This window comes from Pseudomonas sp. Irchel 3H7 (assembly GCF_900187605.1).
Classification (GTDB): Bacteria; Pseudomonadota; Gammaproteobacteria; order Pseudomonadales; family Pseudomonadaceae; genus Aquipseudomonas.
The window spans coordinates 217,963-243,360 of sequence record NZ_FYEA01000008.1 but is presented as its reverse complement, the minus strand read 5'-3'; the positions used below and the strand labels follow the sequence as shown (position 1 = coordinate 243,360).

28 protein-coding genes and 3 tRNA genes are annotated in these 25,398 nt (G+C 58.5%); 13 read left to right on the top strand and 18 right to left on the bottom strand.

What is annotated here, in order from left to right:
- Nucleotides 1–49 precede the first annotated feature (49 nt).
- The 8 genes from CKW38_RS17215 (at nt 50) to CKW38_RS17180 (ending at nt 4,978) form a co-directional block, all read left to right on the top strand.
- Nucleotides 50–808 carry a carbon-nitrogen hydrolase family protein gene (locus CKW38_RS17215; RefSeq protein WP_095113357.1) on the top strand — a complete coding sequence of 253 codons (759 nt, stop codon included), beginning with the start codon at nt 50–52 and terminating at the stop codon, nt 806–808.
- The gene (locus CKW38_RS17210; RefSeq protein WP_095113356.1) at nt 808–1,251 is read left to right on the top strand and encodes an N-acetyltransferase; all 444 of its coding nucleotides are present in this window, start codon (nt 808–810) and stop codon (nt 1,249–1,251) included. The genes CKW38_RS17215 and CKW38_RS17210 overlap by 1 nt, the downstream gene beginning before the upstream one ends.
- Nucleotides 1,252–1,378: 127 nt before the next feature.
- Entirely contained in the window at nt 1,379–2,020 is a 642-nt protein-coding gene (gene uvrY / locus CKW38_RS17205; protein ID WP_016984198.1) for a UvrY/SirA/GacA family response regulator transcription factor, read from the top strand.
- 2 nt (nt 2,021–2,022) lie between these two features.
- The gene (uvrC, locus tag CKW38_RS17200) at nt 2,023–3,846 is read left to right on the top strand and encodes an excinuclease ABC subunit UvrC (RefSeq protein WP_095113355.1); all 1,824 of its coding nucleotides are present in this window, start codon (nt 2,023–2,025) and stop codon (nt 3,844–3,846) included.
- Between the two features lie 32 nt (nt 3,847–3,878).
- Nucleotides 3,879–4,439, top strand: coding sequence for a CDP-diacylglycerol--glycerol-3-phosphate 3-phosphatidyltransferase (pgsA, locus tag CKW38_RS17195; protein ID WP_007950102.1), 561 nt, complete (start codon nt 3,879–3,881; stop codon nt 4,437–4,439).
- A 60-nt stretch (nt 4,440–4,499) separates the two neighbouring features.
- A tRNA-Gly gene (locus CKW38_RS17190) sits at nt 4,500–4,575 on the top strand.
- Nucleotides 4,576–4,621: 46 nt separating this feature from the next.
- Nucleotides 4,622–4,695: transfer RNA gene (locus tag CKW38_RS17185), tRNA-Cys, on the top strand.
- Between the two features lie 196 nt (nt 4,696–4,891).
- Nucleotides 4,892–4,978, top strand: a tRNA-Leu gene (locus CKW38_RS17180).
- A 606-nt stretch (nt 4,979–5,584) separates the two neighbouring features.
- Here CKW38_RS17180 and CKW38_RS17175 read toward each other — a convergent pair.
- From CKW38_RS17175 to CKW38_RS17130, 10 genes are all read right to left on the bottom strand, one after another.
- A complete protein-coding gene (locus tag CKW38_RS17175) occupies nt 5,585–5,869 on the bottom strand; it encodes a hypothetical protein (RefSeq protein ID WP_007912280.1) in 285 nt (94 codons plus the stop codon).
- Nucleotides 5,870–6,126: 257 nt separating this feature from the next.
- Nucleotides 6,127–6,357, bottom strand: coding sequence for a hypothetical protein (locus CKW38_RS17170; protein WP_007912278.1), 231 nt, complete (start codon nt 6,355–6,357; stop codon nt 6,127–6,129).
- A 118-nt stretch (nt 6,358–6,475) separates the two neighbouring features.
- Complete coding sequence (locus CKW38_RS17165; protein ID WP_007912276.1) at nt 6,476–6,706, bottom strand: hypothetical protein; 231 nt, start codon at nt 6,704–6,706, stop codon at nt 6,476–6,478.
- A 71-nt stretch (nt 6,707–6,777) separates the two neighbouring features.
- Nucleotides 6,778–8,415, bottom strand: coding sequence for an ATP-binding cassette domain-containing protein (locus CKW38_RS17160; protein ID WP_095113354.1), 1,638 nt, complete (start codon nt 8,413–8,415; stop codon nt 6,778–6,780).
- 146 nt (nt 8,416–8,561) lie between these two features.
- The gene (locus CKW38_RS17155; protein ID WP_095113353.1) at nt 8,562–9,599 is read right to left on the bottom strand and encodes a DNA topoisomerase IB; all 1,038 of its coding nucleotides are present in this window, start codon (nt 9,597–9,599) and stop codon (nt 8,562–8,564) included.
- 72 nt (nt 9,600–9,671) lie between these two features.
- Nucleotides 9,672–10,751, bottom strand: a complete 1,080-nt coding sequence (gene modC / locus CKW38_RS17150; RefSeq protein ID WP_095113352.1) for a molybdenum ABC transporter ATP-binding protein — start codon at nt 10,749–10,751, stop codon at nt 9,672–9,674.
- Between the two features lie 3 nt (nt 10,752–10,754).
- A complete protein-coding gene (gene modB / locus CKW38_RS17145; protein WP_095113351.1) occupies nt 10,755–11,435 on the bottom strand; it encodes a molybdate ABC transporter permease subunit in 681 nt (226 codons plus the stop codon).
- Nucleotides 11,436–12,203 (bottom strand): molybdate ABC transporter substrate-binding protein, encoded by a 768-nt coding sequence (gene modA / locus CKW38_RS17140; protein ID WP_007912266.1) that lies wholly within the window; start codon nt 12,201–12,203, stop codon nt 11,436–11,438.
- A gap of 169 nt (nt 12,204–12,372) precedes the next feature.
- Nucleotides 12,373–13,437: a nitronate monooxygenase family protein gene (locus tag CKW38_RS17135; protein WP_095113350.1), complete on the bottom strand. Its 1,065-nt coding sequence runs from the start codon at nt 13,435–13,437 to the stop codon at nt 12,373–12,375.
- A 97-nt stretch (nt 13,438–13,534) separates the two neighbouring features.
- Nucleotides 13,535–15,970 carry an autotransporter gene (locus CKW38_RS17130; RefSeq protein ID WP_095113349.1) on the bottom strand — a complete coding sequence of 812 codons (2,436 nt, stop codon included), beginning with the start codon at nt 15,968–15,970 and terminating at the stop codon, nt 13,535–13,537.
- A 187-nt stretch (nt 15,971–16,157) separates the two neighbouring features.
- Here CKW38_RS17130 and CKW38_RS17125 point away from each other — a divergent pair, with 187 nt between their 5' ends.
- Entirely contained in the window at nt 16,158–17,141 is a 984-nt protein-coding gene (locus CKW38_RS17125) for an MDR family oxidoreductase (RefSeq protein WP_095113348.1), read from the top strand.
- Between the two features lie 31 nt (nt 17,142–17,172).
- On the opposite strand, the gene ada is transcribed toward CKW38_RS17125, so the two are convergent.
- The 5 genes from ada to CKW38_RS17100 all read right to left on the bottom strand — a co-directional run bounded on the left by ada (nt 17,173) and on the right by CKW38_RS17100 (nt 20,311).
- Nucleotides 17,173–18,240, bottom strand: a complete 1,068-nt coding sequence (gene ada / locus CKW38_RS17120; protein ID WP_095113347.1) for a bifunctional DNA-binding transcriptional regulator/O6-methylguanine-DNA methyltransferase Ada — start codon at nt 18,238–18,240, stop codon at nt 17,173–17,175.
- Nucleotides 18,241–18,328: 88 nt separating this feature from the next.
- Entirely contained in the window at nt 18,329–18,994 is a 666-nt protein-coding gene (gene alkB, locus CKW38_RS17115; RefSeq protein ID WP_095113346.1) for a DNA oxidative demethylase AlkB, read from the bottom strand.
- Between the two features lie 5 nt (nt 18,995–18,999).
- Entirely contained in the window at nt 19,000–19,710 is a 711-nt protein-coding gene (locus tag CKW38_RS17110) for a 2OG-Fe(II) oxygenase (RefSeq protein WP_095113345.1), read from the bottom strand.
- 93 nt (nt 19,711–19,803) lie between these two features.
- Nucleotides 19,804–19,980: a hypothetical protein gene (locus CKW38_RS30210; protein WP_007912252.1), complete on the bottom strand. Its 177-nt coding sequence runs from the start codon at nt 19,978–19,980 to the stop codon at nt 19,804–19,806.
- 28 nt (nt 19,981–20,008) lie between these two features.
- On the bottom strand, nt 20,009–20,311 hold the full coding sequence (locus CKW38_RS17100) for a DUF1883 domain-containing protein (RefSeq protein ID WP_007912251.1): 303 nt from the start codon (nt 20,309–20,311) through the stop codon (nt 20,009–20,011).
- 210 nt (nt 20,312–20,521) lie between these two features.
- Between CKW38_RS17100 and CKW38_RS17095 the strand changes: the two genes are divergently transcribed.
- Together CKW38_RS17095 and CKW38_RS17090 are read left to right on the top strand one after the other, a co-directional pair.
- On the top strand, nt 20,522–20,878 hold the full coding sequence (locus CKW38_RS17095; RefSeq protein WP_007912249.1) for a hypothetical protein: 357 nt from the start codon (nt 20,522–20,524) through the stop codon (nt 20,876–20,878).
- Nucleotides 20,879–20,949: 71 nt separating this feature from the next.
- Complete coding sequence (locus CKW38_RS17090; RefSeq protein WP_007912247.1) at nt 20,950–21,180, top strand: hypothetical protein; 231 nt, start codon at nt 20,950–20,952, stop codon at nt 21,178–21,180.
- 3 nt (nt 21,181–21,183) lie between these two features.
- On the opposite strand, the gene CKW38_RS17085 is transcribed toward CKW38_RS17090, so the two are convergent.
- Both CKW38_RS17085 and CKW38_RS17080 read right to left on the bottom strand, forming a co-directional pair.
- Entirely contained in the window at nt 21,184–21,471 is a 288-nt protein-coding gene (locus CKW38_RS17085; protein WP_042704992.1) for a lipoprotein, read from the bottom strand.
- A 136-nt stretch (nt 21,472–21,607) separates the two neighbouring features.
- Complete coding sequence (locus tag CKW38_RS17080; protein WP_007912238.1) at nt 21,608–21,793, bottom strand: hypothetical protein; 186 nt, start codon at nt 21,791–21,793, stop codon at nt 21,608–21,610.
- Between the two features lie 258 nt (nt 21,794–22,051).
- Here CKW38_RS17080 and galU point away from each other — a divergent pair, with 258 nt between their 5' ends.
- Both galU and gorA read left to right on the top strand, forming a co-directional pair.
- Nucleotides 22,052–22,891 carry a UTP--glucose-1-phosphate uridylyltransferase GalU gene (galU, locus tag CKW38_RS17075; protein WP_007912230.1) on the top strand — a complete coding sequence of 280 codons (840 nt, stop codon included), beginning with the start codon at nt 22,052–22,054 and terminating at the stop codon, nt 22,889–22,891.
- A 128-nt stretch (nt 22,892–23,019) separates the two neighbouring features.
- Nucleotides 23,020–24,378, top strand: coding sequence for a glutathione-disulfide reductase (gene gorA / locus CKW38_RS17070; protein WP_095113344.1), 1,359 nt, complete (start codon nt 23,020–23,022; stop codon nt 24,376–24,378).
- On the opposite strand, the gene CKW38_RS17065 is transcribed toward gorA, so the two are convergent.
- Nucleotides 24,375–25,391 carry a DNA-binding protein gene (locus CKW38_RS17065; RefSeq protein WP_095113343.1) on the bottom strand — a complete coding sequence of 339 codons (1,017 nt, stop codon included), beginning with the start codon at nt 25,389–25,391 and terminating at the stop codon, nt 24,375–24,377. The two genes, gorA and CKW38_RS17065, sit on opposite strands and share 4 nt — an antisense overlap.
- Between the last annotated feature and the right edge of the window lie 7 nt (nt 25,392–25,398).

The following is a 25,398-nucleotide window of genomic DNA, read 5'->3' as shown; positions in this document are numbered from 1 at the left end:
CGCAAGAGTGGTGACACTCTGTGCTTTGCTTGATTGCCAAGGATGAAACGTGTCGACATTGACTATTGCTGCTGCCCAGACCATTTCCATCGCCGGTGATCTTTCTGCAAACATTACCCGGCATGGTCGCTTCATTGAGATCGCTGCGCAGCAAGGCGTCGAATTGCTGGTTTTCCCCGAGTTGTCGCTGACTGGCTACGAGGGAGAGGTGGCGGCAGCTTTGGCGATAGACCCGCAAGATGCCGTGCTGCAACCTCTGAGGGATTTGGCCCGAGCGCTTGGTATAACGGCCGTCGTCGGCATGCCGATTCGGCTTGAAGACGGTGCTTCGGTTTTGATCGGTGCCCTCGTCCTGGGCGCTGATGGCTCGCTCGGCGTGTACAGCAAGCAGCATTTGCACTCGGGCGAGGAGCTTGTATTTGCCCCAGGTGTCGGCGGGTCGACGCTGAACATTGGCGGCGAAGTGATCGCATTGGCGGTGTGCGCCGATTTCTCACATGCCAGCCATGCTGCAGCGGCCGCTGATCAGGGCGCTGGCTTGTACGCGGCCGGTGTATTGATCAGCGAAAAAGGGTACGCAGCCGACACAGCAATACTTCAGGGTTATGCCCGGCAACATTCGATGGCTGTGTTGATGGCCAATCACGGCGGGCTAACCGGTGGATGGCAATCCGCAGGGCGCAGTGGCATCTGGTCTGAAGATGGTTCGTTGGTCGTTGCGGCGCCAGGGGCGGGCGATCTTCTGGTAATCGCCGAGCGCCACGAGGGTGGATGGCAGGGGCGAGTAGTTCCTGTTGTGCAAGCCTGATGACATTGCGCTTACGTCTCGCAAGTCCAGAGGATCTGGCGTGTGCCCGCGATCTCACCTGTCAGAACATGCTGCGCTACTACATTCACCATGACCTGTTATGGCAGGACGAGGCGTTTGACGTGGCGTGGTCGGGGCGGCAGAACTGGCTGATAGTGCAGGGTGATGTGCCGGCAGGTTATCTCAGCCTCAGCCGGGATATGCGCGCGTTGTACATTCGTGAACTGCAGATTGCTGAAGCGTTTCAGGGGCGGGGCCTGGGTTCCTGGGCGATTGATCAGGTTATCGAGATGGCTCGCAAAGAAAAGCGTCCGGCTTTGCGGCTGACCGTATTCGAAAATAATCCGGCGAGAAACTTGTATGAAAGAAAAGGCCTACAGGTTCAGGGCGCGGACGAGTGTTTTCTGCGAATGCAGCTTGATATCAGTACACATGTGCTCTGAAACCCACGGCCGGCAAGCCTTCAATGATGAATTGAAACTTTTTAAATGATGCTTTCCGCTAGGTCTGTGTGGCTCTTTTTGCTAAGGTGTCCGGCATCCCAATATGACCATATCGCGAGGTGTCTGCTTGATTAGGGTGCTAGTGGTCGATGACCATGATCTCGTTCGTACAGGCATTACACGTATGCTGGCCGATATCGATGGCTTGCAGGTGGTTGGCCAGGCCGAATCCGGGGAAGAGTCCCTGATCAAGGCCCGAGAGTTGAAGCCCGATGTGGTGCTGATGGACGTCAAGATGCCTGGCATCGGCGGTCTGGAAGCCACGCGCAAACTGTTGCGCAGTCATCCGGACATCAAGGTGGTCGCGGTTACGGTGTGTGAAGAGGATCCTTTCCCGACACGTTTGTTGCAGGCAGGTGCCGCGGGTTATCTGACCAAGGGCGCGGGTTTGCCGGAAATGGTCCAGGCCATTCGCCTGGTGTTCGCCGGCCAGCGCTATATCAGTCCGCAGATTGCCCAGCAATTGGCGATCAAGTCCTTTCAGCCGTCCAATGATTCGCCCTTCGACGCCTTGTCCGAGCGGGAAATTCAGATCGCCCTGATGATCGTTGGCTGTCAGAAGGTACAGATCATTTCCGACAAGTTGTGTCTGTCGCCGAAAACCGTGAACACCTATCGCTACCGTATTTTCGAGAAGCTTTCGATCAGCAGCGACGTCGAGTTGACACTGTTGGCGGTTCGTCACGGCATGGTTGATGCCAGCCTCTGACCATGACTGACACATTCGATTCCGGCGCGTTTCTGTCGACAGTCAGCGGGCGGCCGGGCGTCTATCGCATGTTCGACAGCGATGCACGCCTGTTGTACGTGGGCAAGGCCAAGAACCTGAAAAAACGCTTGGCCAGCTATTTTCGCAAAACCGGTCTGGCGCCCAAGACTGCCGCGTTGGTGGGGCGCATTGCGCAGGTCGAAACGACCATCACCGCCAACGAAACCGAGGCGCTGCTGCTTGAACAGACGCTGATCAAGGAGTGGCGGCCGCCGTACAACATCCTGTTGCGCGACGATAAATCCTATCCCTACGTATTTCTGTCCGACGGCCAGTTCCCGCGTCTGAGCATTCATCGCGGGGCGAAAAAAGCCAAAGGCAAGTACTTCGGCCCCTATCCGAGTGCCGGCGCCATACGTGAAAGCCTGAGTCTGCTGCAAAAGACCTTCTTCGTTCGCCAGTGTGAAGACAGCTATTACAGGAACCGCACCCGTCCCTGTCTGCAGTATCAGATCAAACGCTGCAAAGCGCCTTGCGTGGGGTTGGTTGAGCCTGAGGTTTATGCCGAAGACGTTCGTCACTCGGTCATGTTCCTTGAGGGGCGTAGTCACGCGCTGACCAACGAATTGTCGACTGCAATGGAAGAGGCGGCAATCAACCTGGAGTTCGAGCGAGCTGCCGAACTGCGTGATCAGATCGCGCTGCTGCGTCGAGTCCAGGATCAACAGAGCATGGAGGGCGGCACGGGAGATATCGATGTCGTCGCGGCATTCGTCAATCCGGGCGGCGCCTGCGTGCACTTGATCAGCGTCCGTGGTGGGCGCGTGTTGGGCAGCAAGAATTTCTTTCCGCAAGTCGGTATCGAAGAGGATGTGTCGGAAGTCATGGCCGCGTTTCTCGGCCAATACTTCATCAGCAGCCCTGAGCGCGATCTACCGAGCGAGCTGATCGTCAACGTGGTGCATGAAGATTTTCCAACTCTGATTGAAGCGATCCATGAGTTGCGTGGTCGCGAGCTGGCCATCAGTCACCGGGTGCGCGGTACGCGTGCGCGCTGGCAGCAACTGGCCGTCACCAATGCCGAGCAGGCGTTGGGCGCGCGCCTGGCCAACCGTCAACACACTGCCGCGCGGTTTGAGGCCTTGGCCGAAGTATTGAACCTGGATGAGCCGCCGCAGCGCCTGGAATGCTACGACATCAGTCATTCCAGTGGTGAGGCGACGGTCGCGTCTTGTGTGGTGTTTGGTCCGGAAGGCGCGATCAAGTCGGACTACCGGCGCTACAACATCGAAGGGGTCACGGCGGGAGACGACTATGCCGCCATGCATCAGGCCCTGACGCGTCGCTTCAGCAAACTCAAGGAAGGCGAGGGCAAGTTGCCGGACATCTTGCTAGTGGACGGTGGCAAGGGCCAGCTGTCGATGGCACGAGATGTTCTCAACGAATTGGCCGTGCCGGACCTGATCCTCCTCGGTGTTGCCAAAGGTGCTACGCGCAAGGCGGGCTTCGAAACGTTGTATCTGAATGATGCAGCGCATGAGTTCACCTTGCGTGGCGATTCGCCGGCGCTGCACCTGATTCAACAGATCCGCGATGAGGCCCACCGCTTCGCGATTACAGGACACCGCGCACGCCGCGGCAAAACCCGCCGTACGTCAACGCTGGAAGGCGTTGCCGGCGTTGGGCCGACCCGACGTCGCGACTTGTTGAAACATTTTGGTGGATTGCAGGAGCTGTCTCGTGCAAGCATCGAAGAGATCGCCAAAGCCCCGGGGATCAGTAAAAAGCTCGCAGAGTCGATTTATGCAAACCTGCATAGCGAGTAGAATGCCCCTTCACCTCGTAGCCAGTTGTGCCGATGAATATCCCTAATCTGATTACCGTTCTACGCGTCCTGCTCATCCCGATCTTCATTTTGCTGTTCTATCTGCCTTACCAGTGGAGTTACATGGCCTCCGCCTCGGTGTTTGCCTTTGCGGCAGCGACGGACTGGCTGGACGGTTATCTGGCCCGTCGTCTGGAGCAAAGCACGCCTTTCGGTGCGTTTCTCGATCCGGTCGCCGACAAACTCATGGTTGCGGTGGCACTGGTACTGCTGGTCCAGGAACACGGCAACCTCTGGCTCACTCTGCCGGCGGCTGTCATCATCGGTCGCGAGATTGTGGTATCGGCCTTGCGTGAATGGATGGCCGAACTCGGCGCCCGTGCCCACGTCGCCGTTTCCAATCTCGGCAAATGGAAAACCGCAGCGCAGATGCTCGCACTGGTAATCCTGCTGGCCAATCCAAAGGACTTCAGTTTCTGGGTTATCCTGGGTTACGCCTTGCTGATGGTCTCTGCTGGCCTGACATTGTGGTCGATGGTTCAATACCTTCGTGCCGCCTGGCCGCACCTGAAGACCGATGTTGAAAAGAAATAAAACTTTTTTGAATCAAGGGGTTGACGGAGCTTCTTAATTCTATAGAATGCGCATCACCAAGCGGGAATAGCTCAGTTGGTAGAGCACGACCTTGCCAAGGTCGGGGTCGCGAGTTCGAGTCTCGTTTCCCGCTCCAATTTGTACAGTGTTTGTTGTTGTGCTACTGACAGCAAATACTTTGAGGCCGAGTAGCAAAATGGTTATGCAGTGGATTGCAAATCCACCTACGCCGGTTCGATTCCGACCTCGGCCTCCACTATAAACAAGCTCCGTAGATCCATGATTTACGGAGCTTTTTTATTTGCACTGCGCTGCAAGATTTAGTCTTGAAAAACGGCCATTGCGAACTTGCTTCACCGGGAAGTGATGTATATATTTCCCGCACTACTGTTCAAGGCTGGATCCTGTCAGGATCGCTACCGTGCAGCAGAACACAGCAACACCGCGCTACCGCCCGAATGGCGAAACTGGTAGACGCATGGGACTTAAAATCCCCCGCTCGTAAGGGCGTGCCGGTTCGATTCCGGCTTCGGGCACCATCTTGAATCAAGGGTTTGCGGGCGAAAGCTGATGCAAACCCTTGTTTGTTTCCGGGTCGCAATCCAGGTCGTAAACGCGCTGAAGTTGGTGCAATCCCATCCCTTGGGCTTGCAGGCAAAGGTGTGTGGAGGCCGTTGGCTGCTATCGGCAGTTTGCAGGCGTTACGAATAAGAAGCCCGGACGTATCCGGGCTCGTCGTGGAAAATTCAGCGCGAATCTACTTCTTTCGAAGAGCGAGAGGAAGATCTTTCAATCCGTCTCCGAAGCCAGCTGAAGATCGCGTGCACCGGGTGTAGGAAGGCGGTAAGCACGCCTATGAGCATGATGATGAAGATGGCAACAAGCGGGATGCTTTCGTGCGAGAACATGGTGGGTTACTCCTGTAGTCACTATGTCGGAACCCGCAGCCTAGACGCATCGAGCCATGTTTTCGATGAACGTATGTTCATCCTTCGGTGCCTCATTTGTGCTAAAGCGAGGCTCTCCAGATTGGCGGGATTGAGTCCATGTGGATGTTCGGACAACGCCGCGCGGCACCTTGAATATTAAAGGCCTGCATGAGTTTTCTCATGCAGGCCTTTTTTGTGCCTTGCTTATACGCGCTGCTAGACGAATGCTTGCCCGCTAAAGCCGCGAGGCAAGCGCTGAAGGCCGGCCATGGCGGTCAGGCGCTCGATCCATTCTGCGCGCCAATTTGTTGCGCCGTGCGAGGTTTTGGCCTGACGGGCCATGCGGCGGGTGGCGTTGCGCTGATCCTTTCGTGCCTGCTTGTAGGCATCGGTATTGCGGCAACTGCGGCACTTCACGCGATTGAGTTCGCGACTTGCCGACAGTTGTTTGCCTTTGTGGCCGCAGGCCAGATGCCCGTCGACGCTGAAATGGGTAACCATGACTGTCTCCTTTGCGACATGTATAAGTTATGACAACTTACGAACTGCAACCGTTCGCCGTTTGGGCATTGGCAAAAAAACACCCGCATGCGGGCGGGTGAGGGCGTTACTTTGCAAAGGAGTGATTTCACTGTAGTCGCGCGGATGTATTGGTCATGTGAAAAACTGGAAAAAGAAACATAGCGGCCAGACACATGCGCGGTGACCCATGTGTCACCGCTAATGAGCAAATTCCTGAAACCCTGGCCGGGTCGAGGTCATCTGAACCGAGGCAGTGGCCGATCAAGGGGTTTGAGCGCCGACAGCGTATTGCGAATCAGCGGAGCATCTTTCTCTATGTCGTTCAGCCGGTCACGGATGCGCAGGGCGGTTGGATGTCCGCCTTGGTGGTCGACCCAGTCGGCGATCTCTTTGCAGGCGGCCGCGAGGCGCGCTTGCCGAGCGTCGAGCAGGGTGAGGAGGGTGGTGATGGACTCTTTTTCGGACATGGAACACCTCCGTTCTATGAAACCTGAGCTGCAGCAAAAAGCCCGCGTGTTGCGAGCCTTCTGCCGTGGGGTGCTGCTCCTTCAGCTGGTTTCAGTATAGACCCGCTTCTGATCGGCATCAGCCGGACGGCGCGCGGGCCGGTAGTGGGGAACTGGCTGCGTTGAGACGCCTGCATTCGCGCTGCGCGTCCTGCTCTGCGTCGAAGCCGTCGCCGATAAAACCGCCGGTGCGAGTGTCGCAGATGCGAAACCAGCCAGTGGCTTCGGCGGGATCATGTTGACTGTCTCCGGCGCGTCGACCGTGAATGATGATCTTGTTGCAACGCTTCACGACGAAAATGTCTTCCATGGCGTCACCGCAGCTGATTCGTGTCAGATCAACTATAGAAGCCCTTGGCAATCGTGCAAAAAATAGACAGCTCAGCTCGTCGGTTGCCAGCGCCAGCCTTCGCGGTGCCAAGTCAAATGATGGCTTGGGTTTAACGACTCTAGAAACGCCTGATCGTGGGACACCGTGATAATCGCTCCGGGAAATGTCCGCAAGGCTTGTTCGAAGGCCTGCACCGACGCCAGGTCCAAATGATTGGTGGGCTCATCCAGCAGCAGTAGTTGTGCGGGTGTCTGGCGCCACAGCGCCAGCGCGAGCGCGGCTTTCAAGCGTTCACCACCACTGAGTGAGGCGCAAGGTCGGGTGACACGCTGCGCATCCAGTTGCAGTTGAGCGAGGTAACTGCGCAGCGTCCCTTCGCTCAAAGGCGTCTGCTGTGTCAGCAATTGATCGACAATAGATGCATCGGGATCCAGCAGTTTCAGCTGTTGATCGAGAAAGGCAAAAGGCACATGGGTGATGCACTCGCCACTCACGGGTGCCCACTCGCCAGCCAGCAATCTCAACAGCGTTGATTTGCCGCAACCGTTAGGACCGCTGACAGCAATGCGCATCGGCCCTTGAATGGCGAGGTCAAGCCGAGAGCTGGGCGCGTCTGCCGACAACCATGGCAAACAGGCGTCGACGAGTGTGCACACCCGGCGATTATCTGGAACCACGCTGCCCGGCAAATTGATCAGCACACCGTCGTCCAGCGGGACCTTGGCGTAAGCCTCACGAACGCGTTCATCCAGTTCGGATTTGCGTGCCTGATGGCCAACCTTTGTTTGCCCCGTGATGTCCCGCGCGGCCGCTTTCATCGCCGCCCGTTCGAAGGCAGAAACGTTGGCAGTTTGCGCATTGCGCCGGCTGCCAGCCGCGTGGCGCTGAATCGTATCGTGCTCGCGTTGCAGTCGCGTGCGTTCGCGCTGACGCTCGGTACGGGCCTGATCGAGTTGTGCCTGCGCGGCTTGTTGATGTATCCGGCGCTGCTCGGTGAACGCCGAAAATCTTCCGCTGAAAACAGTTGCCCCCAGCGGTGTAAGTTCGACGATTCGCTGCATGTGCTCCAGTAGTTGTCGGTCATGGCTGACGACAATCAGTCCGCCCTGCCAGCGATCAAGTGCGCTCATCAGCCACTGTCGACCGGCAGTGTCGAGGTGATTGGTGGGTTCGTCGAGGACGAGCAATTGCGCCTGACTCAGCAACGCGCCGATCAAGGCAATTCTGGCTTGCTGGCCACCGCTGAGGTTTTCGGTCAGGTCCGTCGCGGTGATATCGCTCATCCCGGTCTCATCAAGTATTTCACGCAAGCGTTCGCTCAGGTCCCAGCGTTCGCCGATGAGATCGAAATCTTCGCTTGTGGCACAACCGAGTTGCAGTCGCTCCAGTGCGCGGAGCACCGTGGCTGTTCCTGTGGCGTCAGCTACGGTTTGTCCATGTGTGGTGACCAAGGTTTGCGCGACATAGTGCGCGGACGCTGAACGTGCCACGCTGCCGAAATCAGGCTGCAAATGCCCGGCAATCAAACGTGCGAGCACACTCTTGCCGACACCATTGCGCCCGACGATAGCGGTCGGTTGACCATCGAAGTTCAGGTTCAGGGCTTCGAAAAGCGTTGCGCCATTGGCGAACTGAAAGCCCAGTTGATTCAGGGAAACGAGTGCGGCTGTACGCGAGACGTGAGTCATCGGCACCTCCAAAAAATGTCGTGAACACTGACAAGCGCCGAGAGCGGCCTGTCGCGATTACATTTTTAGAAGGCTGGATTGTTCACTTCTGCGGTCGTCCGGGGAGGAGGAGAAGGTCGCTAGCCTAGATGACGTTTTGCCGTGGATCAAGGGGCTTCGGTCATCTCGCTCATTTGTTCGAGAAACATCGCCAATGCCACTTCCTCGGCACGCAGGCCCTTGCGCACACGCGGCCGGGGCAGTTCAGCGAGGGCGCCGAGCATGAATTTCTCCACCACCGCGGGGTGGATGTAGCACTTGCGGCACACCGCCGGGGTGTTGCCCAATTGCTTGGCGACGCCTTTGACCATCTCCACCACATGCCGCTTGGCCTCCGTCTCGGATTCCCATTGCAACTCGCGCAACACCGCCAGCGCCAAGGCACTGCCCGCCCAAGTGCGGTAATCCTTGGCGGTGAAATCGGCGCCGGTCAGAGTTTGCAGGTAGGCGTTGACGTCGGAAGAGCTGACGCTATGTCGTTCGCCGTTTTCATCCAGGTACTGAAACAGGTTCTGCCCGGGAATCTCCAGGCAACGTTTGATGATGCGGGCCAGGCGTCGATCCTTGACGGTGATCTGGTGTTCGATGCCGCTTTTGCCGCGAAACTGGAACAGGATCGCGCTGCCGTTGACCTCGACATGTCGGCTGCGCAGGGTGGTCAGGCCGTAGGAACGATTGTCGCGGGCGTATTGCGTGTTGCCGACGCGAATCAGTGTGGCGTCGAGCAGCGTGATCACCGTGGCCATGACCTTGTCACGACTGAAACCGGGTGCGTCCAACAGTGCCTCCAGTTGTCTGCGCAATTTTGGCAACGCCAGACCAAACTCGCGCAGGCGTGAATACTTGTCGGCATCGCGCACTTCGCGCCAGCGAGCGTGATAACGATATTGCTTGCGGCCACGGGCATCACGGCCGGTGGCTTGCAGGTGGCCACGCGGGTCCGCGCAGATCCACACGTCGGTGTAGGCGGGCGGCACGGCGAGGGCATTGATGCGTTTGATTTCGTCGGTGTCGGTTATGCGCTGACCTGACGGTTCGAAGTAGCTGAACTTGCCGCGCAGCTTCTTGCGGGTGATACCGGGCTGGGTGTCATCGACGTAATGCAGATCGGAGGGCAGTTCGGCAATCAGCTCGGTGTCGGGCATGGCGGTTTCCTTCAATGGCGCGGCGGTCTGTAAAACGATTGACCGCGCGCCGTTGCCGTCGTGCCGAATGATTCAGGCGAGAACCGCGACCGCTTTGATCTGCGCCCACAATGACTGGCCCGGATGTACGCCCAACTGATCTCTGGAGTAGCGCGTGATGCGCGCGAGCAGCGGGGTGCCGCCGGCATCGAGACGAATCAGCACGTGAGCGGCGTTGTCTGCCGATTGTTCGCTGACCACCGTTACCGGCAGTCGATTGAGAATGCTGCTGACCTCGCTGTTGTGCAGGGTCAGGCTGATATCGCGAGCGTGTACCTTGCAGCGCAGGGCCTGACCCACTGCCATCGGCGCGTGCGTGACACGGATGCTCATGTCGGTGGCCGGCAATTGCAGACTCAGCAATTGATACTCCGCATCGTAAGCACTGACCTGGCCTTCAATAATTACACCCGCGTCATCGCCCATCGCCATCGGCAGGTCCAGACGCGCAAGGGTTTCGCCGATCGGGCCGCTGGCCAACGCCTTGCCTTCGCTGAGCAAGACCAGATGATCGGCCAGCCGTGCGACTTCATCTTGAGCATGACTGACGTACAGCAGCGGAATATCCAGCTCGTCATGCAGGCGTTGCAGGTAAGGCAGGATTTCACTTTTGCGCTGACTGTCGAGCGCCGCCAATGGCTCGTCCATCAATAGCAGCTTCGGGCTGGTCAGCAACGCGCGGGCGATACCGACTCGCTGGCGTTCGCCCCCCGATAAGTGCTGCGGATGGCGTTCGAGCAGATGACCGATGCCCAAGAGCTCGGTGGCTTGCGCCATGTCGACGCGACGCTGGGATCTGGCGATACGCTTGAGGCCGAACTGCAGATTGGCCAGCACCGACAGGTGCGGGAACAGGCTGGCTTCTTGAAACACATAGCCGAGCGCACGTTTGTGCGGCGGGACGAAAATGCCGTTGGCGCTGTCCTGCCAGATTTCGTCGTTGATCCGGATAAAACTTTGTTCGGCGCGCTCAAGCCCGGCGATACAGCGCAGGCAGGTGGTTTTACCCGAGCCGGAATGCCCATAAAGCGCGGTCACGCCACGCCCCGGCAAGTTCAGGTCGACGTCGAGGCTGAAGCCCGAGTAGGCAATGTTAAGACGTACATCAATCATCACTCAGCTCCAGCCTGCGCGGGTTTTGCGACTGGAGTACAGCGCCAGCAACACCAGAAACGAGAACACCAGCATCGCCCCGGCCAGCCAGTGCGCCTGTGCGTATTCCATCGCTTCGACGTGGTCGTAGATTTGTACGGAAACCACGCGGGTCTTGTCGGGAATGTTGCCGCCAATCATCAGCACCACGCCGAATTCGCCGACGGTATGGGCGAAGCCAAGAATAGCTGCGGTGATAAAGCCGGGGCGCGCGAGCGGCACAATCACGCTGAAAAAAGTGTCCCACGGGTTGGCTCGCAGGGTAGCGGCGACTTCCAGTGGGCGGGTGCCGATCGCCGAGAACGCGTTTTGCAACGGTTGCACCACGAATGGCATGGAATAGATCACCGAACCGATCACCAGGCCCGTGAAGCTGAAAGTCAGGGTGCCCAGACCCAGCCATTGGGTGAATTGGCCGAGAACCCCGTGCGGGCCCATCATCAGCAACAGATAGAAACCGATGACGGTCGGTGGCAACACAAGGGGCAGGGCGACGATCGCGCCGATCGGGCCGCGCAACCACGAACGGGTGCGCGACAGCCACAGGGCAATCGGAGTGCCGACAACCAGCAGGATCGCGGTGGTCAGGGACGCCAGTTTCAGGGTCAGCCAGATCGCCGCGAAATCGGCACTCGTCAGCGACATTTACAGCTGGTATCCGTAAGACTTGATTACCGCAGCGGCTTTCGGGCCTTTGAGGTATTCAACCAAGGCTTTGGCGGCGGCGTTGTCTTTGCCTTTATTGAGGATCACGGCGTCTTGCTTGATCGGGTCGTGCATGCTCGCAGGGACGATCCATGCCGAACCGCTGCTGACTTTGCCGTCCTTGAAAATTTGCGACAGGGCGACAAAACCCAACTCGGCGTTGCCGGTCGAAACGAATTGGTAGGCCTGAGTAATGTTCTGGCCTTCAACGATCTTGGCTTTGGTGGTTTCGGTCAGTTTGAGTTTTTCCAGCACTTGTGTGGCTGCGAGGCCGTAGGGAGCCGCTTTCGGGTTGGCGATGGACAGGTGCTGGTACTCGTTGTTTTTCAGCACCTCGCCCTTTGCATCGACATAACCTTCTTTCGCCGACCACAGCGCCAGAGTGCCGATGGCGTAAGTGAAGCGCGAACCTTTGACGGTGTCGCCTTCTTTTTCGAGTTTTTCCGGGGTGGTGTCGTCAGCGGAGAGGAACACTTCGAACGGCGCGCCGTTCTTGATCTGGGTGTAGAACTGGCCAGTGGCGCCATAGGCAGCCACCAATTTGTGCCCGGTGTCTTTCTCAAAATCGGCGGCGATGGCCTGGATCGGCGCGGTGAAGTTGGCTGCTACCGCCACCTGCACCTCATCAGCCTGAGCAGCGCCAATGGCGAAGACGGCGAGTAAAGAGGCCAGGCAGGTAGGGGCAAAACGTGGGGCACGAATGGTCATGTAACAGCTCCGTGTTGGCGAGTGCAGAGGGCGCTTTTGTTGGACGTGGACTGCGCCGATGCGAGGGGGTGAATTCGCTATATAGCGAAATATATAGCGAAATGCCGCCAAACGGGAAGCGTTGCTTAAAAGCAGAGTGAGGATGCTTGAATCCTCACTCTGGTTAGCGTCACTGGCGAGTGAGTTTTGCCAATGCACCTTCGGCCAATTGCCGGGTCAGCTCAGCGCTGCCGATGTCTTTACCGAGAGTGAATGCCTGACCGGCCCAGAGGTTGGCAAACTCTGTTTCGTTGATCGCTCGCAGTGGCATCAGTGCACCACCGGCCAAGGGAAATGCCGGTGCCTTCGACGACATCGGACCCAGCTCGCGCATGACGCGGTTGAGAATACCCCGCGCTGGTCGCCCGGTGAAAATATTGGTGATCGCTGTTTCGCTCTCTTTGGCGGTGCGCAGTGCTTTGTGGTGAGCGGCGCTGACTTTCGCTTCCGGCGTGAACAGATAGGCTGTGCCGACCTGCACTGCTGAAGCGCCCAACAAGAATGCCGCTGCCACACCGCGAGCATCGGCGATGGCCCCGGCAGCAATCACCGGCACTTTCACCGCATCGACCACCTGAGGCACCAGGGCAAACGTGCCGACCTGACTGCTCAGATCATCGCTGAGAAACATGCCGCGATGGCCGCCGGCCTCGTAGCCCATGGCGATGATCGCGTCGCAACCGTTCTGCTCCAGCCAGATCGCTTCATCGACAGTGGTGGCCGAGGACAGAATTTTCGCCCCGGTCGCCTTGACCCGATCCAGCAGGGATTTCTCTGGCAGACCGAAGTGGAAACTCACAACCTCAGGTCGAAATTCTTCCAGCACTGCGCAGGCTGCCGCATCGAACGGTGCTCGGTTCGACACCGGCGTCGGTGCGTCGAAATCGGCGCCCAGTTCGCGGTAGTACGGTTCCAGCAAATGCTTCCATTCACGCGCGCGCTGCTCATCGGCCGGCGGTGGCTGATGGCAGAAGAAGTTGACGTTGAAGGGCTTGTCGGTGTGGTGGCGAATGGTGTTCAGCTCTTCGCGCAATTGCTCGATGCTCAGCATCGCCGCCGGCATCGAACCCAGGCCACCGGCATTGCACACGGCGATGACCATGGACGAATTCGTCGCGCCGGCCATCGGGCCCTGGATGATCGGCAGTTCAATGCCGAGCAGGTCAACAATGCGCGTGTCTGGCCATTGGCTCATAAGGCTGTACTCCAAACTATGAAAGGCAGAGCCGGTTTTTTAACAGCAAAACCGGATCCGCAGCCAGTTCGAAATTCAGAACAACCCGTGCAGTTTTTCAGCGTCGATGAAATCCGCCGCCTCCACCGCCGCCAAACGAGTGATTCATGAATTGCGAAGAGTTGTGAAAGTTGTTGGTGCGCTGGTTGCCGAAGTTGCGCGCAGCGGAGTCACGGTTGAGGTTCTGCAATTGCGCATTGTTATTGACCGGGGCAGTGCGAGTCGCGCCCCCGACCATCGATTGCCAGCCGTTGTCGGTCTTCTTGTAGACGTTGCCGTCGCGTCCTGCGTAAACGTTGTCGCCCACGCGTGCAGCGCCGCCATTGCGCCCGCGAATCCCGCCATATTGAGTGGTGTTGCCGGTGTTGGGGTTGTACACGGCGCCACGATTGGCGGTGACCTGCGTGCCGTTACGCGCATTGCCGGCGGTGACCCGTTCGCCGGCAATGGCACCACCGTTCGGTCCGACTGCCACGCCGCTGCGTCCGGCTGCGTAATTGCCGGTGTAGACGTTGTGCACGGCACCGCGTTGACCGGCAGCCGCGACGCCCGTGCGTGAGTTGTAGGAAGCACCGACCTGGCCGGCCCAGCGATTGCCGGTCCAGGCGTTGTAGCCCGCGCCATAGCGGCTGACCGTGGCCCGGTCACCCCACTGATGATAGAGGTTGCCGGTAGTGCCGGCCCAGCCGCCAGGTCCCCAGGCCACCGCGCCACCGCGATAGCCGTAAGCGGCGCCACCCCAGGCCAGTGGCGCCGGGTACAGGTGCGGCCCCCAGGCATAACCCCAGCCGTAATTGCCCCACCACGGGTACGCGCCCCAGCCCCAACCCATCGCCACGGTGCTGCCGCCCCAGCTCCAGCCAAAACCGAAACCGAAAGTCCAGCCCGTCCACGGTGTATAGCGGATGGCGACGCCGAAACCGTAAGTCACCGGCGGGCCATACCAGACGCTGCCCACCCAGGGCGTGTAGGGATAACCGGTGCCATACACCACGACGCCCGTGTTCGGATCAAGATTTGAACCCTGATAACCCGGCGTGTAGCCGACCACCACGGTATCGCCGCTGGACTCGTAGACCTTGACGTACGTGAGGTAATGCATGGGCGAGCTCGGCGGGATCGAATAGATCACCGCTGGCACGGAACTGGCGACAACCCACGGGCCGTTCACACCGGTAGCGGTGAACCAGATACCGTTTTCCACGGCGTACCAGCTGTCGTTGTCGACTCGGATAATGGGCGTAGCGCTGTTGACCACATATTGCAGCGTCGTGGTGTTGATGGCTTTGAGTTGCGGCTCGCCATCGAACTGTGGCGCGGTCATTTTCACCGCGCTTTTTTTGATCGCCGACGTCTGTGGAATAGTCGCAGCAATGGCGGCCTCTTTGGCTTGCGGCGTGCCGGCGACCGAAGCTTTGACGTTTTCCTTCGGGCTGTCATCGGGAATGTTGGCGAAATCTGCCGGCAGCTTGTCTGCCGGGGTAAACGTCCACGGGCCATTCATATCGGTGGCGCGAAACCAGCGCCCGGAGATCAGCACATAGCTGTTCTGGTCACCGATCTCCTTGAAGATGTGCCCGGTGGTATTGCTGACATACAGCAAACCGGTGCCCTGAATGGGCGTCCATTGCGCTGCGCCGTCAGTGACCAGTAATTCAGTGGGCGTGGTCGCGACAAAAATCTTTGGTTGTGGTGACCTGGCCAGGCTGGGGATTTTGTCTTTCGGGTCGCTTTGTCCGGTCAGCAGATCGACTTGCCGGCTCTGAATGGCGGCCTGTTTGGCTTTTTCCAGTTCGGCAAACGGTGTGGCCAGGCGGGTATACGCGCCATTGATCTGGTCCGCGACCATCCAGCCATCAAAGACGTGCAGATAATGTTTGCCCTGCGTGTCTTTCAACAACAGCGGGCGAGTATTGATCACCCGCTGCAGCGCCGTGCCGTCCACCGATCGGTAGGCCGCATCGCCATCGATATAGACGAGTAGGGCGGGTACGTCAGAACTGATGATGGTCGGCGGCGTGTTTTCCAGCGGCGCGCTGTCAGCTTTCTGCTCGGCTGACAGAACGCCGACAGCCGCTTCCAGTTGATCCAGCGAAATGGTTTTCTTGCGGTTGTCGGCGTCCTTCTGCAGGGCTGCGATCCAAGTGTCGGCTTGACTGGCATCGGCCGGGAAATCGGCTTTGATGATTTTGTACTGATCCAGCGCGACCCAGCGCGTGGCCTTGTCGACCAGCGTATGCGCGCTGAACTGCACAATGCCGTAGGTTGATTTGCCATCGGCGTTGGTGGCTTCAACCGCCGCACGAGCATTGAGGGTGTAGCCGTCCCAACTGTCGAGTTGCGGCTGATAGACCGTCAGCTTCGCTTTGCCGCTGCTGATGACTTGCGGCCAGGTCGGCTCGCTCGGGGTCTCAGCGGCCGGTGCCGCCCAGGCACTGCCGAACGTCAGCAGGCACAGCATCAACATCATGAGAAACGAGCGCGGGTAAGGCATTGTCAGCTCCATCGACAGGCCGATTTCTGAAGGAATAACGGTGAAACCACGACCGTCGAAAAAGCATAGTCGTCCGTGTTGGAAATACCCGGCGGATTCGCCGATTGGCACAAAGTCGTATGTGGCAGCGTGTTGCAATGTGGTATTTCAAGGCACGACATTCTGAAAACAGTCATACGAGGCAGTCATGTTCAACGCCATTGTGATCGACAAAGACGACAGCGGTTATCGCGCCAGCCTGCAGCAAGTCAACGAAGATCAGTTGCCCGAAGGCGATGTCACCGTCGCTGTTGCGTACAGCACGCTGAACTTCAAGGATGGGCTGGCGATTACCGGCAGCAGTCCGGTGGTACGCAAGTTTCCGATGGTGCCGGGGATCGACCTGGCGGGCAGCGTAGAAGCCAGTTCCCACCCCGACTATAAGGTGGGTGATCAGGTGGTGCTCAATGGCTGGGGTGTCGGCGAAAATCACTGGGGTGGTCTGGCGCAGAAGGCGCGGCTCAATGGCGACTGGCTGATTCCATTGCCCAAAGCCTTCACCGCAGCGCAAGCCATGGCCGTCGGTACGGCCGGGTATACGGCGATGCTGTGCATTCTGGCACTCGAACGTAATGGCGTGACGCCCGATCAGGGTGAGGTGTTGGTCACGGGGGCCAACGGTGGCGTTGGCAGTTTCGCCATCGCTTTGCTGAGCAAGCTCGGCTACCGCGTCGTCGCATCCACCGGCCGTGTTTCCGAGCATGAATATCTGAAGCAGTTGGGCGCCGCTGAAATCATCGACCGCGCGACCTTGTCAGCGCCCGGCAAGCCACTGGCCAAAGAGCGCTGGGCAGCGGTGATCGATTCGGTAGGCAGTCATACGCTGGCGAATGCCTGCGCCAGCACTCGCTCCGAAGGCACCGTCGCCGCCTGTGGTCTGGCGCAGGGCATGGATTTCCCGGCGTCGGTTGCTCCGTTCATTTTGCGTGGTGTGACACTGGCCGGCATCAACAGCGTGACCCAGCCCAAGGCGCGCCGCCTCGAAGCGTGGGAGCGTCTGGCCAGGGATCTGGATTTCTCCTTGCTGGCATTGATCAGCCATGAAATCGGCCTGAACGAGGCGATTGATGCGGCGCCGAAGTTACTTGCCGGACAGCTTCGCGGGCGGGTTGTAGTGGACGTTAATCGCTGACAATGTCAGTCGCGATCGACCTCGGCATCCGTCAAGCCTGTGTCTCGCGCTCAAGCAATTGACGTTTGCGCTCGACGCCCCAGCGATAGCCCGAAAGATTGCCATCGCTGCGCACCACGCGGTGGCAAGGGATCGCCACCGCCAAACGGTTGGCCCCGCAGGCCTGGGCTACCGCGCGCATGGATGTCGGTGCGCCAATGCGCTGGGCAATCTCGGCGTAGCTGGCCGTCTGGCCCAACGGAATTTCCCGCAGCGCCTGCCACACGCGTTCCTGAAACGCCGTGCCTCGCACGTCCAGTGGCAGGTCCAGGCCAATCGCCGGCGCTTCGATAAATCCCACGACTCTGGCGATCAATTGCTCGAAACCGCTATCGGCGCCAATCAGGTTGGCCTTGCGAAACTGGTCCTGCAGATCGCACACCAATTGATGCGGATCGTCACCCAGCAGAATCGCACACACACCGCGCTCGCTTTGCGCCACCAGAATCGCTCCTAGCGAGCATTGGCCGACGGCGAAGCGAATGTCGTTGTTCCTCCCGGCCGCGCGATAGTCGCCGGGTTTCATCCCCAACAAATGATCTGCTGATTCATAGAAACGGCTATTGGAATTGAATCCGGCGTCATACAACGCATCGGTTACCGAGCCGCCGTCTGCCAGGCGCTCACGGACTTTGCGCGAGCGATGCGCCGTTGCGTAGCCCTTGGGCGTCAACCCCGTCGCGGCCTTGAAGACACGATGGAAGTGAAACGGACTCAGGCCAGCGGTTTGCGCCAGTTCGTTGAGCGCCGGCAACGTCTCGGCGGATTCGATTTGGCGGCAGGCAATGGCGACGGTCGCGGCATGCTGCGCGGCGACATCACTTTGATCCTTGCTGGTTCTTTTGCTCGGCCGATAGCCGGCAGCCTCGGCCTGTTCAGCGGTATCGAAAAACTCGACGTTCTGCGGTTTCGGCAAGCGCGCAAGGCTGCTCGGGCGGCAGTAGATGCCGGTGGTTTTAACTGCGTAGACAAATTGCCCGTCCGCCCGTGAATCTCGCGCAACCACAGCGGCCCAGCGTGGGTCTGTTTCAATCGTGAAAGGAGTCGAAAGCGTTTTCATGAGGGTTTGTCCGTTGACCTGTTTGATTCAGGTTAACCAGCGTCGCAAGGCGCGACACTCCGGGCCTTGCGGTCAAATTTTTTGCAGACTATCCGGCCACGCGAAAGGTCAGATTGATCCGCTGTTCCCCCAGGCGCGGATGCCGGCCTTGCTTGATCGGCAGTACACCGTGAAAACGCAAGCGATCAACGCCACCCCAGACCACCATGTCGCCATGCAGCAAGGCAATGCGCTGACTCTTGTCGCTGCGATTGAAACCGCCGAAGAGGAACATTGCCGGCAACCCCAGTGACAGCGAAACGATCGGTGCAATGTAGGCCTTTTCGTCTTTATCCTGGTGCAATGACATCTTGGCGCCGGGGACATAGCGGTTGATCAGGCAGGAATCGGCGTTGAAGTCAGCGAATCCGGCTTGCGCGGCTGCCGAGTGCGCCAGTGCCGCGAATACTTCCGGCATTGGCGGCCATGGCAAATGACTGAGCGGATCGACGCCTGAATAACGATAGCCATAGCGATCAGTGATCCAGCCCAAAGCGCCGCAACTGCTAGTGCCCACCGACATGCTGAATCCACCCGGCGTGACCATGTGGCGCAACGGCGCTGCGGCAAGAATCGTATCCAACGCCGGCAGGATCTGCTCGATCAGCGGCAGGGCAAAACCATGCAGCAGCCACGATTGCTCGCCAATCTGCTCGGCGCGGGGGCGTTGCTCGGGTTCATGATCGGCGAACAGATCGAAAGTGTTCGGTTGCATGTAGGTCAGGTGGCGTCGTGAAAGATGATGCCTAGGGTATGCCTTTTTCCACTGTGCAGGCGACTGACGCCGTGGCGCATCGTTACCCGATAATCACCGCGCACGCCTTTGACCGGGCGCTGGTTCACGGCAAAGATCACCGCATCACCTTTCGTCAGATCGAGTACGTGCGGGCGAGACTGCATGCGCGGGCGCTGCTCGGTGAGAACGAATTCGCCCCCACTGAAGTCTTGCCCGGGTTCTGACAGAAGTATCGCCACTTGCAGCGGAAACACCGATTCGCCGTACAGGTCCTGATGCAGGCAGTTGTAGTCCTGCGCGCCGTACTGCAAAAGAAGCGGGGTAGGGCGTAATTGACCGGTGGCATGGCAGCGCTGAAGAAATTCGGCATGGCTCGGCGGAAAACGCTCGGGCAGGTTCATGCGTTCGTACCAGCGATTGGCCAAGGCAACCAGGCGCGGGTACAGCGCGCCGCGAAAGCGTTCTACGGGTGTCGGCAGGGGATAACGAAAATATTTGTACTCGCCACGACCGAAACCGTGGCGGGCCATGATGACCTGCGAACGAAACGGTTCGGTCTGCTGATACAGCGCACTCAATTGATCGCAGGTTTTAGCCAGCAGCAGCGAACGGACGATCGCGTAGCCGTCCTGATCCAGTTGCCGCTCAAGGCTTGCCCAGTCGAGTGAATCCAGACGAGAGGGTGACATCGACATGCTGACTCCTTGACGCTTGGTCGAAGAAAATCAGTCTAGGCAGGGCCTCGCGGCAGAACACTCCGCCGCTTGCGGTCGAATTCCTGTCGATGCTTACAGCGCTTTGCTGACGGCGATCTCGCTGATCACGTCGTCGCTCTGGCCGTGAAGGGCATCCAAAGCAGCCTTGGCTTCTTCGGCAGTGCCGTTTTCCAGCTGCGCGAACTCAAAGCGGCGTTCACCGTTGAGTTTGTATTTGATGACGTATTTGGTCGTTTGGGCCACGGTCATGCATTCCTTTCTGGTTGGACGGCTTGTCTCAGCTGAGTTTGGTGCTGGAGCGGCGGATGATCTTGATCGAGTGAGTCAGCGTCGGCTTGCGGGTCACGCTGATCGCACGGCGGTTGACGGTGTCGATGGTGATGTTCCAGAAACCGGTGCTCGGCGCGGTGATACGGGCCGGAAAGGTGTCGAAGGCGCCGCCGTGATAGGTGTGACGGCCGCCGTTTTTGAAGCTGCGGAAGTTGGCGTCGTTCATCAGACGGATGTTGCACATTTGCGAGCATTGGATGACGACGATGTCGTCTTCGTTGAGGTGTTCGCGCTGGTGAATGAATTTCATGGGCGCCTCCAGAAGGGCTTTTTCTACAAAATCAAAACGATAGCTTGTAATTGCGCGCAGTTTATCAGCCCGCACGGGTTATTATCTGGCCGTCGGGCGTTGGTTTGACAATTTTGAACAGATATTCGCAATCGGATGCGGGTTAAATGCAGAAGGCCCCGGAGAAAAACGGCATTTGTGCTGTCGGACGGTCTTTAACGGAGGTTTTGTATGAAGTGGGGTGTGGTGTGTCTACCGTTGATTCTGGCTGTGGGTGGTTGTGCGAGTGTTTCCGAAATCAATGAAACGCTGCCGACCGTGAGCGTAATCTCCGGCAAGAAACCCCATGAATATGCCCAATGCCTGGCCGAGAAGCTGGCGGACAGCCGCGGTGCGCTGCAAATGCAGCCGCACAAGGACGGGGTTCGGGTGATCGTCCCGGGTAAATTTTCCACCGGCGCGGCAGCGGTATTTGATATCGAAGATCGCTCCGGCGGCAGCAGCATCAAGTTGCATGAGCGCATGTCGAATGTGCCAGTACGTCCGCGTGATGTGCGAAACGCCGCCAATGCGTGTATTTCCGGCTGATAGACTGATTGTCATCAGCAACGATGCCGTCGCAGTCATGCTGTGACGGCATTTTCATTTCTGGAGTCGCGATGAAGCGAGAGCAAGTACGGGAGCGCCACGTAGAGGGCCTGATCTCTGCCACCCATGTCATCCAGAACCCGGCGAATCCGGGGGAGTGGATCGTGTTTTTCAAGAAGAGCGCCGGACGCAGTTATTTTCTGGTCGACGAAAACGACGAAGTCGAGTCGTTCAACCGTCTCGACGATCTGATCGAAGTCGTACGCGGACTCGGGATCAAATTCGCCGAAATTCATATGTAAGGTCTATTTGCAGACCACGACAACGTTGCGGTTCTTGTAGTTGCCGACATCGACTCCCAGCGTTTTGTCGCTTTCCTTGGGCTGAGGCGTACCGTCAGTGCCCACGATGCGATAACCGGTGCCTGCACAGGACGCATCGGCTTTTTCATAGCAGGTCGCCCAGGAGTTGGCTTCGCCGGAGCAATCGATCGACAGGCCCTGTTCACCGTTGTTCAGGTACGTGGGTTGGGAGGTCGCGCAGCCGGCCAGTGCCAATACCGCTATCAGGGGCAGCCATTTTTTCAAAGTCATGTTCGGGGTCTTCAGCAAGGGGGACTAGACGCTCTGACAGCGCCGGTGTGAAAAGGTTATAGCGTTTGGCCACTTGTTTGTCAGCGGGCACAAAAAAGCCCTGCACAAGGGCAGGGCTGAGGCGTGTCGGGACTGATCAGTCCTGATCTTTGCCGCGGCGCTTGGCCGATGCCGGAGTGTCCGTGAATACGGAAGCCACATCGGTGGCCATTTGTTCGCTGTCGAAAGGCCCGGCGATGTGTTCGCCATTGGTGGTGGTCAGCGTCCACTTGCCGTCTTTCTTGTCGATCACATACCCGTTGATGATTTTTACCGCGGCCATCTATCTGTCTCGTTCGCTGGTTCAAAGGCGCCATGATACCGCCAAATGCTGGCATTGGGGGGCGATGAGCGTATGGTAATCCGGATTGTCGACAGCTATGAGCTACGCTGATCTGGCTGCGTCAGGATGCCGATGGAACTATCGGCGAGAATATTTCTCTATGTTGGCATCGGTTAGCCAGTGCGGGGCATTGTAAGGTGCACGCCGCCTGATTAGACTGCGCCGAAACTCGTACACACAGCCCTTTCAAGGACTTATATGATCAAGAAATGCTTGTTCCCAGCAGCCGGTTACGGTACTCGCTTCCTGCCAGCGACTAAAGCCATGCCTAAAGAAATGCTGCCGGTGGTAAACAAGCCACTGATCCAGTACGGCGTTGAAGAAGCTCTGGATGCCGGCCTGACGGAAATCTCCATCGTCACCGGTCGTGGCAAGCGTGCTCTGGAAGACCACTTCGACATCAGCTACGAGCTGGAAAACCAGATCAAAGGCACCGACAAAGAGAAATACCTGGTCGGTATCCGCAAACTGCTCGACGAGTGCTCGTTCTCCTACACCCGTCAGACTGAAATGAAAGGCCTGGGTCACGCGATCCTGACCGGCCGCCCGCTGATCGGCGACGAACCGTTCGCCGTGGTTCTGGCGGATGACCTGTGCGTCAACCTCGAAGGCGACGGCGTACTGACCCAGATGGTCAAGCTGTACAAGCAGTTCCGCTGCTCGATCATCGCCATCCAGGAAGTCGATCCGCAGGAAACCAGCAAATACGGCGTTATCGCTGGCGAGATGATTCGCGACGACATCTACCGCGTGCACAGCATGGTCGAGAAGCCAAAGCCGGAAGACGCGCCGTCGAACCTGGCAATCATCGGTCGTTACATCCTGACCCCGGACATCTTCGACCTGATCGAACAGACCGAGCCAGGCAAGGGCGGCGAAATCCAGATCACCGACGCCCTGATGAAACAAGCCCAGAACGGCTGCGTCATGGCCTACAAGTTCAAAGGCAAGCGTTTCGACTGCGGTGGCGCTGAAGGCTACATCGAAGCGACCAACTTCTGCTTCGAGAACTTCTACAAGACTGGCAAGGCTTACTAAGAGCGCTTGATTGGTCTGTAAGAAAAACCCGCTTCGGCGGGTTTTTTCATTTTGCGCCCCCATATGACTGGCAGTGCTTGCCCAATGGGCGTCTGCAGGTATGCTGATCCCCTGCCGAGGAGATAGAAATGGCCTACGATTTTGACCTTTATGTGATTGGTGCCGGTTCCGGCGGTGTGCGCGCTGCGCGTTTTGCGGCCGGTTTCGGTGCGAAAGTGGCGGTGGCGGAGAGCCGTTATCTGGGCGGGACCTGCGTCAATGTCGGCTGTGTGCCGAAAAAGCTGCTGGTGTACGGCGCGCATTTCGCCGAAGACTTTGAGCAGGCGTCCGGTTTCGGCTGGAGCCTGGGTGAGGCGAATTTCGATTGGGCGACGCTGATCGCCAACAAGGATCGCGAGATCAATCGCCTCAACGGCATCTATCGCAACCTGCTGGTCAACAGCGGCGTGACCCTGCATGAAGCGCACGCGAAGATCGTTGGCCCGCATGAGGTTGAAGTGAATGGTGAGCGCTACACCGCGAAAAACATCCTGATTGCCACCGGTGGCTGGCCGCAGATTCCGGAAATTCCGGGGCGCGAACACGCAATTGGTTCCAATGAAGCGTTCTTCCTCAAAGAGCTGCCAAAGCGTGTGCTGGTGGTGGGCGGCGGTTATATCGCGGTCGAATTCGCCGGGATTTTCCACGGCCTCGGTGCAAATACCACGCTGCTGTATCGCGGTGATCTGTTCCTGCGCGGCTTCGATGGTTCGGTGCGCAAGCATTTGCAGGAAGAGTTGACCAAACGTGGTCTGGATCTGCAGTTCAATGCTGACATCGCGCGTATCGACAAGCAGGCCGATGGCAGCTTGAAAGCGACCCTCAAGGATGGTCGTGTGCTGGAAGCGGATTGCGTGTTCTACGCCACTGGCCGGCGTCCGATGCTGGACAATCTGGGCCTGGAAAACACCGATGTGCAGCTCAATGACAAAGGCTTCATCAAAGTCGATGAGCAGTATCAGACCAGCGAGCCATCGATTCTGGCGCTGGGCGATGTCATTGGTCGTGTGCAACTGACGCCAGTGGCATTGGCTGAAGGCATGGCCGTGGCGCGTCGTCTGTTCAAACCTGAGCAATACCGTCCGGTGGATTACAAGATGATCCCGACGGCGGTGTTCAGCCTGCCGAACATCGGCACGGTCGGTTTGACCGAGGAAGAAGCGCGCGACGCGGGTCATGATGTGGTGATCTTCGAGAGCCGTTTCCGACCGATGAAGCTGACCCTGACCGAGTGCCAGGAGAAGACGCTGATGAAGCTGGTGGTCGACGGCGAGACCGACAAAGTCCTCGGCTGCCACATGGTCGGCCCGGACGCTGGCGAGATCGTTCAGGGTTTGGCGATAGCGTTGAAGGCTGGCGCAACCAAGCGTGACTTCGACGACACGATCGGGGTACACCCGACGGCCGCCGAAGAGTTCGTCACCATGCGTACACCGGTCGGCGCTTAAGCGTCTTTCGGTTTGGCTGAGTCTGGCGCTGCCGCAACGGTGGGCGCCAGACGCTGGATTTCTTCCAGGCTTGCCTGGGCCTTGTTCAATTCCTTTTCCAGTGACTGGTTGAGCAGCGTCTGCTCCTCGACGCTCTGTTTGAGTGTCTGGCTTTCCAGGGTGGCTACGCGCAAGCGTTCCTGGAGGAGGGTGCGCTCACTGTCGACGCGCGTCGCTTGTTCGAGCAGTTGATCCTGACGCTGATTGCTCTGCTTGAGCTGATCCTGCAACAAACTCAGTTCGCGCTGGGTGCCACGGTTTTCCGTGAGCAGGCGTTCGTTGTCGCGGTGCAGTTGGGTGATCTCGTCCTGGCGGACCAATGCACTTTGCTGCGCCTGACGCAGCTCGGCCTGAATCTGCTGCACCTGCGCTTCGTGGCGGCTCTGTTCCTGCTCGCGCTGCTCTTTGCTGGCGTTGCGGTAGTGCTCCAGCGCGTCACGGGCATGCAGGTGTTTTTCTTCCAGCGAGCGGATCTGCTCGTCCTTGTCCTGCAAGCGCAATTCAAAATCCGCCAATGCCTGATTCAGCCCGGCATTGCGGGTTTGCTCGGTTTGCAGCATTGACCGCGTGTTGTTCAGCGCTTCGGATTCGCGCTCCAGTGCGGCGCCTTGAATGTCGTGGTCGTGTTCGAGCTTTTCCAGCGCCTGGCGCGTTTGTTTCAGCTCCGACTCCAGTGCTTCGCGCTGTTCCTCGAACTGCTCACGGGCCTGCTCGATGGGCTCTTGCGCCTGTTCTTTGAGGCGCTGGGCGAGACGAGAGACGAGGGCGGTCAACTCGTCATCGATGGGCTCCGCCGAGGCTTCAACCGGCTGCGCACCGTCATCCAGCTCTTTCAAATAACGATGGATCGTGGTTTTCGAGCCGGTGTTGCCCATTTCGATGCGTACTGCATCGATGCTCGGGTGTTCGCCACGGGCGAGGATCGCTGTGCGCGCGATTTGCACCAGTGCTTTGGTAATGCCGCCACGGGCCATGTGAACT